Below are 19,237 nucleotides of genomic sequence, written 5' to 3'. Positions count from 1 at the left end.
AGCGTATCCCTCAACTTTTAGTTAAGCCAACTTTTCATTAAGCTAGCTTTTGATTAAGCTAACTTTTCATTAAGCTAACTTTTGATTAACCCAGCTGCGCATTACCCCAAATGTGCTGAGAAAATTCTTCTCGTTGGCGTAATGATCACCGGTAAGGGCACATCCCAATACTCTATTGGTAAAAAGCTCACTTGTTGGCAGTCATGGGCATAACCTACAGCCAGAGGTTTATTGTCAGTTACTTGTGCTAGCGTGCGATCGTAAAAGCCGCCGCCCATCCCCATACGGTTACCTTGATCATCAAACGCCACTAATGGGGTCACAATCATATCTAGTTGGTTTACTGTAACCATATTGCGGATATCTAACTTAGGCTCAGCAATATCATAGCGATTGTTAATCATCTGGGTATCCGGGGTGTAGCGCATAAACAGTAAATGACCCTTAGCAAAAGGGTGCAAGCGCGGTAAATACACCTCAACATCATGTTTCCATAACGCTTCAATTAACTTGCCAGTTGCTAATTCGCCATCAAAACCTAAATACAGTGCGACCCGCTTAGCAGAAATCCGCTGGATCTCAGCTAACAAGTGACGGCTGGCAATTAAAGCCAATTGATTTTGATCCGCTGCTGAAATCCCATTACGTTGTTGCCTGATATGGCGACGTATATTGTCACGACTCATATCATTACTATCAAAAATAGGCTCAGATAATGAAGGATCGGTAAAAGAGTCATTTTCCAACATTATTTGATGAGATACCGCAGGATCAGTTGCAGTGCTGCTAGAGGAAAAATAGGTAATTGAGGTTTGATTTGCAGCTTGAGTTAATGGCTGCTCATCTGAATTAGTCATAAAACGCGTCATGCTCATAGGTAGGAAGTACTCCATCACTTACAAATGAAAGATAAAAAGGCGTTATTAATAAGGAAACCGTTTTCAGGTTATCGCGATAAAGCAAAATTTCAAAGAAGATAATCAACTGTTTAAGCAGCATTTGCTTATATGACGAGAATTAATCAGTTGTAAGATAAAAAACGCAGATTAGGTTACCCATAATCTGCGTTTTCAATTGTGTATTACTTAGCAATGATGGGTTATTTTTCCATGTTCATTGATTTTAGTAATACTGGGCTGTCGTATTCAGCAACTAAACATTTCGCTTTTAGCCAGAATTGGCGACGTGTAAGGAAGTAGGCAAATATTATTGATAACATGGCCCATTCAACTAGGTTTTCGGCCATGAATCGAGTGCCAGGATGTAAAAACTCCAATAATTCATACGGATACCTTCCATGATTTTCAATAAAACCGACTCGAGTATTCAATAAATACAGGCCGTAATGCATGGCGCAGAAGGCACCAATACCGGCGATGAACCCAAGTAACTTGGTATACCATCTGTTAGGCAATTTAGCGCCAAACATCATAAAGTAAAAGCCCACTAATATTGATGCTGCCAATAATGCATTGGTTACTTCTAATGGATGGTTAATAACTTCAAGCCCGTTATAGAACAAGCTGAACCCAATATGTGGGACGAGTATGGTTAAACTGAACGCGAGTAACCATGTCTTCCCAGGGCCAATGTTCTTCCAATACCACTTTTTGACGCATTGAAAGCTCAGCCAGAAAAAGCCAAAAAAGAATAAGTAATTACATAAAGCTGGCAGGCCAAATAAGGCAAACTTCATTGTTAGTAATGCAAAATACCATTCAGGAAGCTGTAGTACACTCATGCGGTATGCAGAATCTTGTGCAAAAGTGGGGTACATGGCAGCGAATAAAATGCCTAAGGTAAGGAATAGAAAAGTGAAACTGATCAAGCCGCCAAACATTTTAGGTGCAATGCCTTTAACACTTTGTTTTTTAAGCTGGGTCACTAAGGTCTGATAGTTAGAAACGATCGCATCTTTAATATCGGTTGATACCCAGTTCTCTTCCAGTAATCCAATTTTTGTTTTGGTTTCGCTAGCTTCAATGATGTCTTTAATCGCAGGCGTTGCCAGTACCGATTTATCAGTTGATTGACTACCGCCACCTAATTGCTTGGCCACACTCCACACCGCTGGATCGTAAACACCACCGGCATCGTGGGTGTTATTATTGCTCCCAGCAAAGCACATTGTGGTATCAACTTGATCGATATTGGCAGTAAATTGCAAAGTAGGCAGGTTAGCGGTAAATGCATATATAAAGGTGCAACCATCTAACACACCTTCTACATTAACTTCGGTGACTTCAGTTAATTGGTGAACGAGTTTTAGGCCGGTTTTCTTAACGTAATCGGTAGTCCATTCATGGTAATCATTGGTGTTATAAGCCCACTTTGTGCTGCGTATTGCATTACCGTCAATGGTGTAACTAAAGTAGAGATAACCACCACCATCACAGGTGCGACAAGTGACCTTGCCACTTCCGCCACATCCGCCACAAGTATTACTACCACTCCCCCAACAAGCAGAACATGACTCCGTAGTATGAACCGTGCGATTGTTTTCATAACGAGTGACATGATTACGGCCCTTGCCGCCGCAACTTGAACAAGAAGTACTGCCACGACCATGACAACTAGAACAAGTATCTTTACCTGTACCGTCACAGGTATAACAGACTTTACTGCCTACATAAGTCTCAGGAGCTGATTTTAAGCCCCTATCTTTAATCAAAAAATTCTCAGAAATATCAGGGCCGAGGATTTTAAGGAAGCGATCGTTGAACAAGCTATTTTGACCGCTAACATATTGTTTAGCAGTATCATTAGCACAACTATAGGCATTTGATGCCGAGCCAGATTTTATCCCAGAAGGGCAATGGCCGCCGTGTTCATGTTCTGTAACACCGATCTCAATGGTCCAGCCAAAGGTAAAATTGAGCTCTGGTAGTTTTGTTTGTTCGTCGCTTAATACAACGGGTACATTTACACCCGTTAAGTCTTTACCGTTATTGCGGATAAACTCTTGGAATTGTTCTAATTTACTCACGTAATACTTCCTATCAATCAATGCGTGAATGTGACGTTAAACTGGTCGTTCGTTTTATAACTTTATGGTGAAATCTGTTTCATCGGCCTTGAGGTATACCCATTTTCTAACAGCTTGATGGCCATTAGCTGACACTTTAATGTCATAGCCTCCAGGCGGCAGCATCATACCTGCCGCATATTTCGGTTTTATGTTCATTACGGCGATATTCGCACCACTAATATTAGTAGTAATAGTGAGTGGCAATAAGGCTTTAGCTACAGATGCTGAGCTTGGCTGAGAGCTGGTTTCATGCTCTGGCATGATGGCTAAATCAAAGCGGTTAATCGGCTCGCTAATCGCATCAAATCCCCGAGTAATCATTAGGTGTTCATCGATCCGAGCACCAATAGGTTGCACCATAGGCTGAGTCACCAATAACCATTTAAGTGCGAATGAAATACTGGCAGAGTCATTGTTTTCCATTTGCTCAAAAAAGTAATGCATAGCGGAATCTTTCATGGTGTATTGGTTACTACTCACGGTGATTGGTACGATAAAAATCGACAACAATAACACCGCAGAAATTCCGCCTTTAATGTAACCAGCTTTAGCTTTTTGTTTATCATCGGCGGGCTCAGCATTGGTTTTATTGGCTTGCTTAGCTTGGACCAACTCAACGGCTTTCATCGGCAGTTTTAGTACCGTTAATAACACTAATGCTAAGCTAATCGACATGGATATAGGTGGCACTATGGTTGCGCGCAGTGCAGATTTACCCGTTGATTCAAATGCGCCGCCATCAGCAAATTCAGCTTGCTGGGCCTCAAGTACATTAAGGTACTCTGTGGTTTTACGTTGAATATTAGGCTCAATAATACGCTGCTTAAATTCGCGGTTATTCCAATCTGCGAGGGTTGGGCTAACATAAAGCTCTTTCATTTTCCGTTCGATACGTTTTTGAATGTCGCCTTGCTTTTGGAATTGTGACCAACTCAAATTAGGCGGCATATCTAAGCCTTTATTTTTCATGCTTGAGCGCCAGCGTTTATCCGCTTCTTGGCGAACTTTTTTGGCAACGGCATTATCAAAACTGGTGCGATCAGCCATCACCCAAGTGGTGGGTAAAGACAAACCTTTTTGTTTGAGGGTTTTATTCACTTTAAGGCTGGTTAATTCATGATGTCTAAATTCATGAATAGACGAAATTCCTAATGGGTAACCACCTGATTCTTTGACAAAGTCAGGTTCCATTTTCACCATCAACACATTCTTATAGTGGTTAACATCATTGGTATAGACCATACGATGATCTTTAAAGCCTGCATCGCCACCCGTCGCAGCATCAGCGGCTTGCATCGCGGTAAATAAACCAAACGTCATGATGCCGGTGATAATAGAGTTACCGACATTTTCAGACGTCGAAATCTCTTCTCGGATTAACCAATCATCAGGCGGAATATAAGGGATGCTGTATTTAGCGATTTCTTTGTCGTAGCCCTTTTGTAAACGTTCATAACAGCTGTTTTTACGGCTGCCTTTTTTCATGTCGCCGCATTTATTGCGACGCTCAAAAAAATCATACATTTTAGGTGCGATTTTTTGCGCTCTAGATTCAACTCGAGCTTCATAAGCGCTAACGCCTTTTTGATACTTACCCCAACCTTGTTTCACTTGATTTTGAGTATCTAGCCAATACTCATTTGAGCGTTCAGGTGAGCTTGCCAGTGCTTGGTTGTATTCGTTAGAACCTTGAGCATACTCTTTGTAATTATCCCGCAGTGAATGACGAAACTCATCATAGTTTGCGTAGTGCTCGTCAAAGCGAGACAACGCGCGATCGCGGACAAACTTTTCCATGATCATGCGCTTCTTTTGTTTAAGATCATCGACCAGTTTATCGTCAGCGTAAACTAAGCCACCAAACACCGATAAGAAGGTTTTTTCTGTGGCGTTATGGTCAGAGTCAGGGTCGTAATCAATGCCTTCAAACTGGATTGATTTTTCAATCAACGCACTGCGTAATACTTGAGATAAATAAGCTTGTTGACGCTCAGACGGTGACGAGGCATCAATAATAAAATGATCAACCAGCCATTTTTGCCCAAAAAACACCGTTGGCCATACCAAGACTGCAATCAAGGCGAAGTAGCCAATGGCTCGGCCTACACGTGCAACTCGCTTGCCCTTTAATAGCATATCGGCCAACAACAAGGTGACACCAATACCACTGATGGTTCGGCCAAATAATTCAACCGCGCGTAAATCATCTTCGCTGGAGTTTTTGCCGCCTGCCACATCAGTTAGCGCAGCATTAAATACCGCCTCAGGGAACAAATACAATACCGAGCAAATAAACATCAGCATCATCCACCAAAAAGGTTTGCCTAATTTGGTGATTTCATTTTCACGGGCTTGCTGGGCAGCGGCCTTTTCGGATGAGCTTTTCTGCTTTTTTTGTACTTTTTCTAATTGCTTTTCTGCCACTTGCATTTTCTGCTGTGTTGGCGTTTTATTGAGCAAGTTGGTTGCAAATGGGCTTTGTTTTTTATCAGTCATTTTGTTGCTTACTTTTTGTTTTTATTATTGTCTTTGTGTGCGCTATTTTGCTTTGCTATCAGGCAAAGTGAGTAAAATGGTTTCACCGGTTTTATGCTCAATTTTCTCGTCAGTAATGGTCGGAAAACCATGCTCAAGCAAGGGGGGTGGCGTGGTATTTTTCACCTGTGCCTTTTTGGCGCCAGTGATGGATTTAAGCCCGTCGTTGAGAGAAAGGTAATAGCCTTCAGTCTGATAGCCCAACATTTCCTGAAAACGATCAAAGTCTGCATCTTGAGGCAATGATGCGATATAACGACCAAGGTTACTTAGCGGTTGGTAGTGCTTTGCAGGCACGGAGGCAGTAAATAAACGTTGGCAAATTTTATAAGGCGTCGCATCCACAATTACACCGTCAGGCAGCTTATTCTTGTTGAGTTTAAGCAGCTGTGTTTGATGATAGTCGGTGCCATTGAGTGAATAAGTATAGACTTTCATTCCTAAGCTATGAGCTCGACTTTTTACTGCTAAATGCTGCATATAGCTGCGAATATCCAGATGAATACCAGAATTGCTACCGAGCTTATTTTGCAACTTTCTCAGGGCTTCGCTGCTGGTGTAGTCTTTGTAACGTGAACGATAGCGCTTAGTGCCGTAGCGTCCAGCTAGCTCGATGTCATCTTGGTTATCAAGGTAATAGGCGTCATTTTTAACCCCTTTACGTAAATCACTGCGTAGCTTTTCTATACTCGTTGGGTGGCCTCCTTGTAAAAAACCAAGGTACACATAAGGGTTGATCCCACGAAGTTTGTATAAAGTGTCTTGATCTGCCGCTGAATAATAATAACCACTGAGGCCAATATATTTACGCAGCATATTGTCTAAATCGACAAGCTCTTGGCCATTGGCATCGGACTTTATTTCTACATTGAGTTTTTGCGAAGGCAGGCGATAAGCGGCAAATATCTTAAATGCTTCAGTGGCCGTAATTGGGCGCTCATTGAGTAAAGCATTCGTGTCTTTATCACGCAGTTTCAGTTCAGAAAAATCTTTGCGAGACATACGTTCAAGCTTGTAGCGCTCGCCAGTGTAGTGCACGGTTGCACGACCAGTTTGACTGTCATGGTGATTAACCCAAGTGCCATCTTTAAGTAGCATGACGTCAATTTCAACACTATTGAAGTTGTCATTTAATGCTGCAGCAATGGCGTTATAGCTACTTTCCGGCTGTCGAAAGTCACCACGATGGGCTGAGATATCAATAGGACATTGTGCTGTTGATAGCATCTTAATATGGCCATGATTGTTGAGGTATAAATTACGATCGCCAAGCGCCATTTGGGTATCAATAATATCTAGGCCCTGACTAGCTGCATCAAGAGGTAAGTGAGCAAGTGCAGCGGGGACAACATAAGCTGGTTCAACGGGTTCTGGAGTTGATTTACAGCCAGATAAGATAACGAGACCAGTGATAACTATGAGGTTGAAAAAGGTAAAATGTCGGGTACGACCTGTCATAATCCATATTTACAAGTTATTAATATTGTAGGCTTTATACATGATTGTTTTCCCTGAAACAATATCAACCATAGTTTTAACGTGTGTATCTTTGTCAGTTTGCGATACGTAACAATTTTGCAGCCTGATTACACAAGTTTTGATACAGTTTTTGACAAAGTATTGGATAGTTAACTGAGTTGCTTAAGGGGAGGGTAACGTGGCGGGACTTCATTGTTAAGCTGTCGATACTGTACTCATAAGTATTGAGTTAAGTACTGAGTTAAGTACTGAAAACGGACAATTAATCGTAAAAGTATATGGCTAAATTTCAGAGTCAAATGCTGAAGATTCAGGCATAAAAAAACCACCCAATAAGGTGGTTTGTTTAATTAGGATGCTCCCCAGAATACCGACCGTCGGTGTAGCCCTTGAACCGTAGGTTCAAGGCGGGAAAATGTTCATCTCCTAAGGTTTCTCGGTACAAGCCGAGCATACGCAATGTCAATGAAAGCATTCACCCTGGGTTTGTAAATATCGGCACAGGGACATAACCTACAAGCGCATATCCCAGGGAGCAAAACCGGTGTGAATCATGTCAAACTCAACTTAAAATTGGTCTAACACAAGTCTAAAAACTGTTTAGTCGTCCTTGCTAGTTCGTTCAATCAGCGAGTTTTCTAACGTCGACTGTAATAACGAAATACGCTCATCCATTTGCGCCATGTACTGCTTATTCTTTTGCTGTTCTTCATGTAACTCGTAACCAATATTCAGCGCGGCCATAATGGCTAATTCCTCGCGGCTTAAATTGTTGGTACGTGCTTTCAGGTTAGTCAGCTGTTGCTCAACACCTTTAGCGATCGAACGCAATGCATCCTCTTGTCCTTTTGGACAAGCGATAGAGTAGGTGCGCCCTAAAAGGGAGATATCTATAGCACTATTACTCATATGTCGCTGAGGATCCTTATTCGTCTAAAATAAAAATTGTAGCAGTTTATCTAACCCCTTGACTGTAACGCTTTAGCATTAAAGCCATTTCTCTTTAAGATTAAGCCGTAAAGCTTATCGTATAACACTAAGTGCTTATTATCTAACACTCAATCAAGAGAATGGAACTAGCCTATTTGCGGACTATATAGCGCATATATTAAAAGTGCAAGGTAACTCGCGTCCTTAACACCTATTTGCTTGATGTATGAGCAGCTTAGGCCACATATGTAACCTCCTGGTGACAACAGAGGTTAATTGCTAGCAATTTATCGCTATTCAAACTGAATCAACAGATACCGCAACTAGATACCGAATATGTTTATTTCGACCTGATTAAGCATACTAGTTTTGACACCATTCGCTTAGTTTATCGAGTTATATGTGGCAAGGTTTATATTAGCTTTTGATTTAGTTAATTCAGCACCATTAAAAAACTGAAAACAGAACCTAATGATTAACAAGCAATTAGCCTGTTATCTAAGCTAATCATCCCAAGGTGCTTTATACTAAAGAGATTCACATCAAAGTTTGTATAAAAACACGTCACCGGTGGCTAAATTACTCAGCAAATTCTTGTGCAGAGTTTGGTGGCAGTTATTAACTCTGCTAGCATTGCAGCAGATTGAATATTTAATGGAACATTACCATGGCAACCCCTCCTTCTTTATGTATTGAAAAACTGAAAAAAGCACTCGACTCAGCTGAAATTGGTCAGCATCCAGTCGAGGTGCATGGCGCCTTAGTCGGGTTAATTTGTGGTGGGGTAGAACAAGCTAATACCGTTTGGCTAAAACCATTACTTGAATTGATGAACGATGGTCAGCCATTAACCAGCGAGTTACAGCAATTAATCACGGAACTGTTTCAAGACACTGCCACCCGTTTGGGCGATGCTGAATATGGGTTTAATCCGTTACTACCTGAAGAAGAAGAGCCACTAAGCACTCGTCTAGAATGTTTAGCTTTATGGGTACAAAGCTACCTTACTGCCATTGCGTTAATTCAGCCTAAACTGAATGGCGCATCATCAGATGTACGTGAAATCATTCAAGACTTAGGTGCGATTGCACAAGTTGAATTTGACGTAAGCGATGACGATGAATCAGAAGGTGCGTTTATCGAACTGCATGAGTTTGTCAGAATGGCTGCCGTATTGTGTTATTCAGAGTTCGGCCCAGAAATCCCATTAGATGACAGCGAGCCAGCAGCGCCACTGCATTAATAATTTGAGCTTCACTAAGTACTAAAACAGTACATTAGTCAGCTAAAACACGCGCACAGATAATAAGTCTTGTGCGCAAGCGTCAATCTAATTAATAAAAAGAACACGCTTTTATGACCCAGCCAGAAACACTTTCAACGTCTACTAAGCCTATTTCGAGTAACACAACGACAAATAAGCCTATTGCTAATAACGATGCAGAAAAAGTGGATATCACCATTGTTGGTGGTGCGATGGCAGGGGCCAGTCTCGCATTGGGTTTAGCCCAGCTTTCTGAAAAATATCAAGCCAAACTTAACCGACCGTTATCAATTGCCATTATTGAAGCCGTAGCACCAGATGCCAATCATCCAGGGTTTGACGCGCGCTCTATTGCTATCGCCCATGGCTCAGTATTTGAATTAACTCGTTTAGGTATTTGGCCAAAACTTGCAAGCCTTGGCACCGAGATTGAAAACATCCACATATCCGATCGTGGTCATTTCGGCATGACAGAACTCAACGCTGAGCAGTTTAATCTCTCGTCCATGGGCCAAGTCGTTGAGCTGGCTAAAGTCGGTAAGGTCTTGTTTGATGAGTTAAAGCAACATGACATTAAGCTTTATTGCCCCGCGACCTTAGACACCCTTAAAACTGATGCAACAGGTCACAGCTTAACCCTCAGTAATGGCCAGCACATTCGTACTCAGTTGCTTGTAGCGGCTGACGGCGCACACTCCAAAGTACGCCAAGCATTAAAACAAGACATTGAAAAAGTCGAGTTTGACCAAGTCGCACTCGTTGCCAATGTGCAAACTGATAAGCCGCATCAAGGTTGGGCTTATGAGCGATTTACCGACACTGGGCCTTTAGCGTTACTGCCGATGTCATCTGAATCTGTACAAGGTAAAAGCCATCAGCCACGTTTGTCATTGGTGTGGGCGCTTGATAGTGAGCAAGCACAAGCACTTAAAACCGCGCCCAAAGCTGAGTTTTTAGCATCATTACAACGCGCGTTTGGCAACCGAGCAGGGCGCTTTACCGAGGTAGGCGAGCGTGTCAGTTATCCACTGACATTGTCGTATATGCCGAGACCGATATACCATCGCACCGTATTTATTGGTAATGCTGCGCAAACCTTGCACCCGATTGCAGGCCAAGGGTTTAACTTAGGTTTACGTGATGTGGTCGGCTTAATTGATGCCATAGAAACAGTCATCAAACACAGCCAGCAACAGCAACAAGCATTAGATATTGGCCAACACACTGTAATACATGATTATCTGTCACTACGTGAAGCTGATCGTAGCAATACCATCAACAATGTAGAGTTTTTAGTGCGCGGCTTCTCAAATCAGTACTGGCCATTAGTCGCTGGGCGCAGTCTAGGGCTAAGATTGTTGTCATGGTGTCCGCCGCTCAAAGCGCCTATTGCCCATAAAGCAATGGGTTGGAAAAGTGCCTAAAGATTGCAAGTGCAGTTATAAAGCATCTCAGTAAACCGATTGAAGATTAAGGATTAACATGTTTCAAACTCAGACCTATGATGTAGCCATAGTTGGCGGTGGAATGGTTGGCTTGGCAACGGCAATCGGTTTAGCCGAGGCAAACTTAAATGTGGTGGTGATTGATGCGGGCCAAACAGAGGCAGTGTCAGGTGAGCCACGTTTACGTGTGAGTGCGATTAACAAAGCCAGTGAGCGATTACTAACAAACTTAGGTGCTTGGCAATACATTGACCAAGCCCGCACTGCGCCTTATCAAAAAATGGCCGTATGGGACAAAGACGGCTTAGGCAAAATTGCCTTTGATGCCGCCAGCATCAGCGAGCCATCCCTTGGGGCGATAATCGAAAACCAATCCATCAGTTACGCCTTAGCCAAGCGCACCAGCGAATTAACTAACATTACCCATCTTGAAGGCCAGCGTTTAGAGCGCATCGCTTTTGGTGAGCGTGAGTCTTGGTTAACCTTAGATAACGGCGAAAACTTAAGTGCTGCGTTAGTGGTTGCAGCTGATGGCGCTAACTCTTGGGTGCGAACCCAGTGCCAAATTCCACTGACCTTTTGGGATTACGGTCACCACGCCATTGTAGCCACCATTCGCACGAGTCAGCCCCATGAAGACACTGCCCGTCAGGTGTTTTTAGCCGACGGCCCATTAGCACTACTGCCGCTATACGAAGACAATCTTTGTTCTATCGTATGGTCAGTATCGCCACAAGAAGCCGAAAGGCTATTAGCTTTATCGCCTGAAGAATTTTCTAAAGCCTTAACCGCAGCATCTGATGGTCGCTTAGGCATATGTGAACAGGTCAGCGAGCGTCAATCACACCCACTGCGTATGCGTTATGCACGCCACTTTGCTCGTCATCGTTTGTTATTGGCAGGCGACGCCGCCCACACCATTCATCCGTTAGCAGGCCAAGGGGTTAACTTAGGCTTTTTAGATGCGGCCAGTATTATCGAAACCGTTAGCGAGTTACATGACGCGGGTAAAGATCTCGGTGATTACGCCAACCTTCGTGCACTAGAGCGCTGGCGAAAAGCTGAAGCGATAGAAATGATCAGTGCAATGGAAGGTTTCAAACGACTATTCGCAGGCAGCAATCCAGTTAAAAAAGCCTTACGTGATTTGGGTTTAAACCTGATTGATAATGTCGCTGGACTAAAAACAGTGTTCATCAAACAGGCTATAGGCAATAAACTGAAACTTCCTAAACTTTGCCGTGAGTAAAATTTGACATCACTTCGGCCTAAAACCTCTTATATATCAGGGGATCGGCCGAAGTAGATGAAATTCTTGTAAAAAAACTACATCCTTCGCATTAGTTAAACTAATGTTAAAATCTCGGATTAGAAAATTTCCTACTATACAAAGTTCACCCTATGGGTATAATTTTGCCCCATTCATAGCCGTGAATATCGGAAAGCTGATATTTCCAATGTTCACGGTATATAAATCGCCTTCACCTGTTGTACCCTCAGAAGGCTCATAAAAAAGAGATAATAATGGCTAATAAAACTGTACTCTTTAACAAGCACTTAGAATCAAACGGCAAGATGGTAGATTTCCACGGTTGGGATATGCCACTTAACTATGGTTCACAAATCGAAGAACATAACGCAGTGCGCCAAGACGCAGGCATGTTCGATGTATCACACATGACAGTGGTTGATGTGACAGGTACCGATGCTTGTGCATTCCTACGCAAATTATTAGCAAACGATATTGCTAAGCTAAAAGTCGCTGGCAAAGCGCTTTACAGCGGCATGCTAGACGACAACGCTGGCGTTATCGACGACCTCATTACTTACTACCTTACTGACACCCATTACCGTGTGGTGGTTAACTCAGCCACTCGCGTGAAAGATTTAGCCTGGATGGAAAAACAGTCAGCAAGTTTTGATGTGACCATTACTGAGCGCCCAGAGCTTGCGATGATTGCTGTGCAAGGCCCTAACGCGAAAGCCAAAGCGGCTACAGTATTCAGCGCCGAGCAAAACGCCGCCGTTGAAGGCATGAAAATGTTCTTTGGTGTGCAGTCAGAGTCATTATTTATTGCGACTACAGGTTACACCGGCGAAGCGGGTTACGAAATCATCGTCCCAGAAGCTGAAGCCGCTGCATTATGGCAAGCACTGCTTGAAGCAGGCGTTAAGCCATGTGGCCTAGGCGCACGTGACACCCTACGTTTAGAAGCGGGCATGAACCTATACGGTTTAGACATGGATGAAACCATTAACCCGTTAGCAGCAAACATGGGCTGGACTATCGCATGGGAGCCAGAAGATCGTGACTTCATTGGCCGCGCAGCACTAACAGAAATTAAAGCAGCAGGGCCAGACAAATTAGTTGGCCTTATCATGGAACAAAAAGGTGTATTACGTCACGGCATGCCAGTGTTCTTCACTGACGCAGATGGCGTTGAACATGAAGGTTCGATCACCAGCGGGACTTTCTCGCCAACTTTAGGCTATTCTATTGCCATGGCGCGTGTACCTAAGGGTATTAGTGATACGGCTGAAGTCGAAATGCGTAAAAAGCGCGTAGCTGTTAAAGTCATTGCACCAAGTTTCGTACGTAACGGTAAACAAGCATTCTGATGTTAGCAGCGAATTGCGCTAAATCGATTAACTTTTTTGTCGCCTGTACTCATTGATACTGACACATAAGCTATCAACTCCGTACAGGCTGCTCAAATTTAATCGATTTCACAGCACGTTTTGCGACTAACATATTTTGGTATAAGCACTTATTTAGATAATATCAATCAATAATCAACGAATTGATGATTAAGTACTTATCCCATTAACTCAAATAAAAATTGCGCTTTAAATTTATAGATATAGGAATTACGATAATGAGCAACATTCCAGCTGAACTTAAATATGCTTCATCTCATGAGTGGATCCGTAAAGAAGAAGACGGCACTTACACTGTGGGTATCACTGAGCATGCACAAGAGCTATTAGGTGACATGGTATTCGTAGAATTACCAGAAGTTGGCGACACAGTAACAGCTGGCGAAGATTGCGCAGTAGCTGAATCAGTTAAAGCAGCGTCAGACATCTACGCACCGATTTCAGGCGACGTAGTGGCAGTAAACGAAGCATTAGAAGATTCACCAGAATTAGTAAACAGTGAAGCATTTGGCGAAGGTTGGTTCTTCCGCGTTAAGCCATCTGACGAAGCTGAAGTGGCTAACCTGTTAGATGCTGACGGTTACCAAGAAGTGATTGACGAAGAATAATCGTCGACGCTAATAGAAGCTCCCCTGGGAGCTTCTTTTGTTTTGCCTTTAAAAATTTATTAATGGCATAAGCGATCCTTACGCTTGCTATTAAAGTATTGCACAACAACATTTTTCCCTAGACCAGTTTAATGCCCTACAGCTTGATTCTGGCAGATTTGGAACACGACTTCTCATGACAAAGCAAACCCTAACTCAATTAGAGCAACACGAATTATTTTTAAGCCGACACATCGGCCCTAACCAAGCTCAACAGCAAGAAATGTTGAACTATGTTGGCGCAGAATCGCTTGAAGACTTAACCGCACAAACTGTGCCTGGTTCAATTCGTTTACCGCAAGAGTTGACCATTGGTGATTCATGTGGCGAAGCGGAAGGCACAGCCTACATCCGCACCATTGCTGATAAAAACAAAGTATTCAAAAGCTACATCGGCATGGGCTACTACGGTACTGAAGTACCAAACGTCATTTTACGTAACGTGTTTGAAAATCCGGGTTGGTACACAGCGTACACCCCGTACCAGCCAGAAATTGCTCAAGGTCGTTTAGAAGCCATTCTTAACTTCCAACAAGTGTCGATGGATTTAACCGGTCTTGACCTTGCATCAGCATCACTACTTGATGAAGCTACCGCCGCTGCAGAAGCAATGGCAATGGCAAAACGTGTGTCTAAAGCCAAAAAAGCTAACATCTTCTTTGTGGCAGACGACGTATTCCCACAAACATTAGATGTAGTGCAAACCCGTGCAGAGTGCTTCGGTTTTGAAGTGATTGTTGGCCCAGCAGCAGAAGCCGCTAACTACGAGCTATTTGGCGCATTATTCCAGTACACCAACCGTTTTGGTGAAATCACCGATAACACTGAACTGTTCGCTAAGCTTGCTGAAAAGAAAGCGATTGTGACTGTTGCTGCTGACATCATGTCACTGGTACTGCTTAAGTCACCGGGTTCAATGGGCGCAGATATCGTATTTGGTAGTGCGCAGCGTTTTGGCGTACCAATGGGTTACGGCGGACCACACGCTGCATTTTTCGTTGCCCGTGATGCACACAAACGTTCAATGCCAGGTCGTATTATTGGTGTATCAAAAGATACACGCGGTAATGACGCACTGCGTATGGCAATGCAAACACGCGAGCAACACATTCGCCGTGAAAAAGCCAACTCAAACATTTGTACTGCACAAATATTATTAGCGAATATGGCGTCGTTCTACGCCGTGTTCCATGGCCCACAAGGGCTTAAAACCATTGCTAGCCGCATTAACCGTTTAACTGACATTCTAGCGACTGGCCTTAAAGCCAAAGGCGTTGAGTTAGTTAACAACACTTGGTTCGACACCATCAGTGTTAAAGGCTTAGACGTAGCAGCAGTTACAGCTCGCACTGTCGATGCAGAATTAAACTTACGTATCGATGCTGACGGCATTTTGGGTATCAGCTTAGATGAAACCACCACACGTGAAGATATCGACCAGTTATTGACTGTGATTATCGGTGAAGGTCATGGCCTTGATGTTACGGCTATCGATGGCGACATCGTAGGTAACGGCTTTAGCTCAATCCCAGCAGAGCTTGAGCGTAAAGATGCCATCTTGACTCACCCAACATTCAATCGCTACCAAAGCGAAACTGAAATGATGCGTTACATCAAGCGTCTAGAAAACAAAGATTTAGCCCTAAACCATTCAATGATTTCATTAGGCTCATGTACCATGAAGCTTAACGCAGCCGTTGAAATGCTACCGGTAAGCTGGCCAGAATTTGCCAACATGCATCCATTCTGCCCGCTAGACCAAGCGCAAGGTTACACTCAGTTAATCAATGAGTTATCTGACTTCTTAGTTAACATTACAGGTTACGATGCCGTGTGTATCCAGCCTAACTCAGGCGCACAAGGCGAATACGCTGGACTGCTGGCGATTAAGAAATACCACGAGTCACGCGGCGAAGGGCACAGAGACATCTGCTTAATCCCACAATCTGCTCACGGTACTAACCCTGCATCGGCGCAGCTTGCAGGCATGAAAGTGGTCGTGACTGCATGTGATAAAGAAGGCAACGTCGACGTAGAAGACTTACGTGCAAAAGCCGCTGAGCTTGCAGACAGCCTATCGTGCATCATGATCACCTACCCATCGACTCACGGTGTGTATGAAGAATCAATCGCTGAGATTTGTGAAATCGTCCATGAGTATGGCGGCCAAGTTTACCTTGATGGCGCAAACATGAACGCACAGGTTGGCTTAACGTCACCGGGCTTTATTGGCGCAGATGTATCGCACCTTAACCTACATAAAACCTTCGCGATTCCACATGGCGGCGGCGGACCAGGTATGGGCCCAATCGGCATTAAAAAGCATTTAGCGCCGTTTGTAGCAGGTCACCAAATCGTTAAGCCAGGCCGCGAAAGCGACAACAATGGCGCAGTATCAGCCGCGCCATACGGCAGTGCTAGCATCCTACCTATCAGCTGGATGTACATTAAACTGCTAGGCACCGAAGGCGTGAAACAGTCTACTCAAATGGCACTGCTAAACGCTAACTATGTAATGAAGAAACTGTCAGGTCACTACCCAGTATTATTCACTGGCCGTAACGACCGTGTAGCGCACGAATGTATTATCGACTTACGTCCGCTTAAAGAGTCTTCAGGCATTACCGAAATGGACATTGCTAAGCGTCTAAACGATTACGGTTTCCATTCGCCAACCATGAGCTTCCCAGTAGCGGGCACCTTAATGATTGAGCCAACAGAATCAGAGTCAAAAGTTGAACTAGACCGTTTCGCAGAAGCGATGATCTCAATACGCAAAGAGATCGCCAAAGTAGAATCAGGCGAGTGGCCAAGCGACAACAATCCACTGCATAACGCACCGCACACCATGGCCGACATTATGGACCCAGCGTTTGATACACGCCCATACAGCCGTGAAGAAGCCGTGTTCCCATCAGCAGCGGTTAAGGCGAATAAGTTCTGGCCGACAGTGAATCGTATTGATGATGTTTATGGGGACCGTAACTTGATGTGTAGTTGCGTACCTATTTCTGATTACGAGTAAATAGCTACTTAACCTCAGTAATACGGCATCAGCCGCTACTTTTCGCTACTCATTGACAACAGTCAACTCCGTGGCGAAAAGCAGCGGCTTTTTTGTCTTACTTTCGGCAGTAACGCTATTATGAGTAGCAGGCTTTGTTTGAAGTTTAGCTATTTATTAAAGAAAAAAGCGAACCGAATGGTTCGCTTTTTTGTTGGCAGGGTTTAAGTTTACTCTGATCCTACATTTTCAGTCTTTTAATTTTGTATTATTCATTTATCGATTCCTTTCTAAATTTTTATGTCTTTTAGCAGAAGTTATGGTCAATAAACAAACAAAAAGCAAGTGGGTGAACATCACTCCGTCCTGAACTTGTCGTGTGTAGTGGCTAGCTAATATTAGCCATAGCTTTGTACAATGCCTTTAATTAAATGGCATTTTCAATTAATTCACTACAAGTTAACATTCAAGTAACCGCTGGGGATTCTAGGAATACTACTGGTGATGGTTCAAAAGAAGGCAGAATTTCTAAAAATAGTAAAATTTTTACAATTCCAGTAATCGCGACTATGCTGTACAAAAAACATACAAGGACGTGTCATGACAAAATTCATAGTAGAGGCTTGGTCGCAAGGCTGGATTGATAAAAATAACTTTCCAGAAGAAAGTTTAAAAGCATTTCAAGCCTCATACGCGAACAAATCTTTAGGTGTGGCCTTCTCTGGAGGTGGTACACGCTCAGCGGCTTGTACATTAGGTCAATTAAAAGCATTGCATGATTTAAATATTATCGATGAAGTAAAATATATTTCGGCTGTATCAGGTGGTGGATGGGCGGCAACGCCATATACATTTGTAAGTTCTGATAAAATGGAACAATATTTTGGACGAGTTTTAGAGCCAAACGATATCGATTCGTCAATTTGTAAATCTGTAATTAAAGGCTCATTCCAAGAGTGTATTACTAAAGCCCCAATATTAATGAGCTTAGTTCGAGGCGGAGTATCTGGAAAAGGAGATGAAAGCTTTGCCTATTCCTTAGGTAATATCTTTTTGAAACCATTCAAACTACATAACCCCGACACACATTTTACATTTAATGAAGAGACTTTGAAAAGTGCACAAGAGGGATTAAAAGAAGGCTCTAAAAACGAAGGGTTTTCTTTTGATGTTTCTAGGCAAGGTACACCATTCTTAATTTTAGGGGCTACATTATTAAATGAGGATGGATTCAATTCAGATAAAAAATATCATATCGAATATACGCCTTATTACTCAGGGAGCAGAGTCAGTCATAAAGACAAAGAGTTTATAGGTCAAGATGATTACTTTGGTGGAGGCTATATCACTAGTTGTGGTTATGACTGTATTGGGCCTTATAAAAAATCATCTGTAAATGGCGTTGAAAAATTATTGGTTAAAAGAGTACCAAAGTCATTGTTAGATTTTACAAATGAACGCGCTTTTTCTTTGGCTGATATTATAGCAAGTACTGGAGCTGCACCGCAGGAGATAACATCTAACATTGGCTTGGGTGCACTTGGTTTTCCTGAATTTAATCATATACCCATTTCTATTCCTAAAGGGCAAAATCAAGTGGCAGAAGAGTATCCTCATTCAGATGGGGGCCACCTTGAGAACTTAGGGATAATGCCTCTCCTAGCGAGGAAGGTATCTAAGATTATAGTGTTCATTAATACGAAAAAGGCATTCGTTCCTGATATAGATTCACCGTTAAATTCCTCTCTTAATAAGTCACTAAAGGCATTATTTTTACCTATAAATAATTTATTTGGACTATCTAAATTTAAAACTAATATCGTTTTCAAAAATGGGCAAAAAGAATTATTAAAAATTATTAAACAGTTTACAGAAGAAGTTGAAAAGGAAAGCTCAAGTGGTGAGTTTATCGCTAAGAATACTTTGGTAGCCAAATCAAATTTGGTAACTAAATCTAATAACTTTTATGGCATAGAAGCAGGCCAACATGTTGAGGTTACATGGGTCTATAATTGTCGAAGTAAGGCATGGGAAGACAGCTTGGGTGATCGAGAATTAGCTGAAGTTATTTCGAAGAAGAAAAAATTATTTGGTACTCAAAAAGGATTAGAAGATTTTCCACATTACGGGACTTTTTTTGAGAATCTCAAAGGCATAATTGTATTAACGCCTTTACAAACAAATTTACTTACCAATTTATCTTATTGGTCTGCAAAGAAAGCATTAACTGAATTGTCAAATTAAAAG

General features: G+C 42.7%; 12 protein-coding genes and 1 other RNA gene. 7 read left to right on the top strand and 6 right to left on the bottom strand.

All coding sequences use genetic code 11. The annotated features are described in order from the left end of the window. Positions 1-101: 101 nt before the first annotated feature. From L2737_RS08875 to L2737_RS08850, 6 genes are all read right to left on the bottom strand, one after another. Positions 102-875: a 5-formyltetrahydrofolate cyclo-ligase gene (locus L2737_RS08875; RefSeq protein ID WP_248955499.1), complete on the bottom strand. Its 774-nt coding sequence runs from the start codon at positions 873-875 to the stop codon at positions 102-104. A gap of 224 nt (positions 876-1,099) precedes the next feature. Further along, positions 1,100-2,986: a DnaJ-like cysteine-rich domain-containing protein gene (locus L2737_RS08870; protein WP_248955498.1), complete on the bottom strand. Its 1,887-nt coding sequence runs from the start codon at positions 2,984-2,986 to the stop codon at positions 1,100-1,102. Between the two features lie 54 nt (positions 2,987-3,040). Then, complete coding sequence (locus tag L2737_RS08865; protein ID WP_248955497.1) at positions 3,041-5,524, bottom strand: hypothetical protein; 2,484 nt, start codon at positions 5,522-5,524, stop codon at positions 3,041-3,043. Between the two features lie 42 nt (positions 5,525-5,566). Further along, positions 5,567-7,021: a glycerophosphodiester phosphodiesterase gene (locus L2737_RS08860; RefSeq protein ID WP_248955496.1), complete on the bottom strand. Its 1,455-nt coding sequence runs from the start codon at positions 7,019-7,021 to the stop codon at positions 5,567-5,569. Positions 7,022-7,397: 376 nt separating this feature from the next. Continuing rightward, positions 7,398-7,580, bottom strand: a non-coding RNA gene (gene ssrS / locus L2737_RS08855) — 6S RNA. 62 nt (positions 7,581-7,642) lie between these two features. Next, the gene (locus L2737_RS08850; protein ID WP_102528275.1) at positions 7,643-7,951 is read right to left on the bottom strand and encodes a cell division protein ZapA; all 309 of its coding nucleotides are present in this window, start codon (positions 7,949-7,951) and stop codon (positions 7,643-7,645) included. Between the two features lie 688 nt (positions 7,952-8,639). On the opposite strand from L2737_RS08850, the gene L2737_RS08845 reads away from it, so the two are divergent. The 7 genes from L2737_RS08845 to L2737_RS08815 all read left to right on the top strand — a co-directional run bounded on the left by L2737_RS08845 (position 8,640) and on the right by L2737_RS08815 (position 19,234). Continuing rightward, a complete protein-coding gene (locus L2737_RS08845) occupies positions 8,640-9,215 on the top strand; it encodes a UPF0149 family protein (RefSeq protein ID WP_248955495.1) in 576 nt (191 codons plus the stop codon). 113 nt (positions 9,216-9,328) lie between these two features. Then, complete coding sequence (gene ubiH, locus L2737_RS08840) at positions 9,329-10,660, top strand: 2-octaprenyl-6-methoxyphenyl hydroxylase (protein WP_283108304.1); 1,332 nt, start codon at positions 9,329-9,331, stop codon at positions 10,658-10,660. A gap of 58 nt (positions 10,661-10,718) precedes the next feature. Then, the gene (locus tag L2737_RS08835) at positions 10,719-11,930 is read left to right on the top strand and encodes an FAD-dependent oxidoreductase (RefSeq protein ID WP_248955494.1); all 1,212 of its coding nucleotides are present in this window, start codon (positions 10,719-10,721) and stop codon (positions 11,928-11,930) included. 275 nt (positions 11,931-12,205) lie between these two features. Continuing rightward, a complete protein-coding gene (gene gcvT, locus L2737_RS08830; protein WP_102528279.1) occupies positions 12,206-13,300 on the top strand; it encodes a glycine cleavage system aminomethyltransferase GcvT in 1,095 nt (364 codons plus the stop codon). Between the two features lie 257 nt (positions 13,301-13,557). Further along, positions 13,558-13,947: a glycine cleavage system protein GcvH gene (gene gcvH, locus L2737_RS08825; RefSeq protein ID WP_102528280.1), complete on the top strand. Its 390-nt coding sequence runs from the start codon at positions 13,558-13,560 to the stop codon at positions 13,945-13,947. A 175-nt stretch (positions 13,948-14,122) separates the two neighbouring features. Further along, positions 14,123-17,011 carry an aminomethyl-transferring glycine dehydrogenase gene (gene gcvP / locus L2737_RS08820; RefSeq protein ID WP_248955493.1) on the top strand — a complete coding sequence of 963 codons (2,889 nt, stop codon included), beginning with the start codon at positions 14,123-14,125 and terminating at the stop codon, positions 17,009-17,011. Positions 17,012-17,590: 579 nt separating this feature from the next. Continuing rightward, positions 17,591-19,234 (top strand): patatin-like phospholipase family protein, encoded by a 1,644-nt coding sequence (locus L2737_RS08815; protein ID WP_248955492.1) that lies wholly within the window; start codon positions 17,591-17,593, stop codon positions 19,232-19,234. Positions 19,235-19,237 lie beyond the last annotated feature (3 nt).

The sequence above is a fragment of the Shewanella electrodiphila genome (assembly GCF_023283985.1).
In the GTDB taxonomy this organism is placed as follows: Bacteria; Pseudomonadota; Gammaproteobacteria; order Enterobacterales; family Shewanellaceae; genus Shewanella; species Shewanella electrodiphila.
The sequence above is the reverse complement of the archived record's forward strand: the minus strand, read 5'-3'. Positions and strand labels throughout refer to the sequence as shown.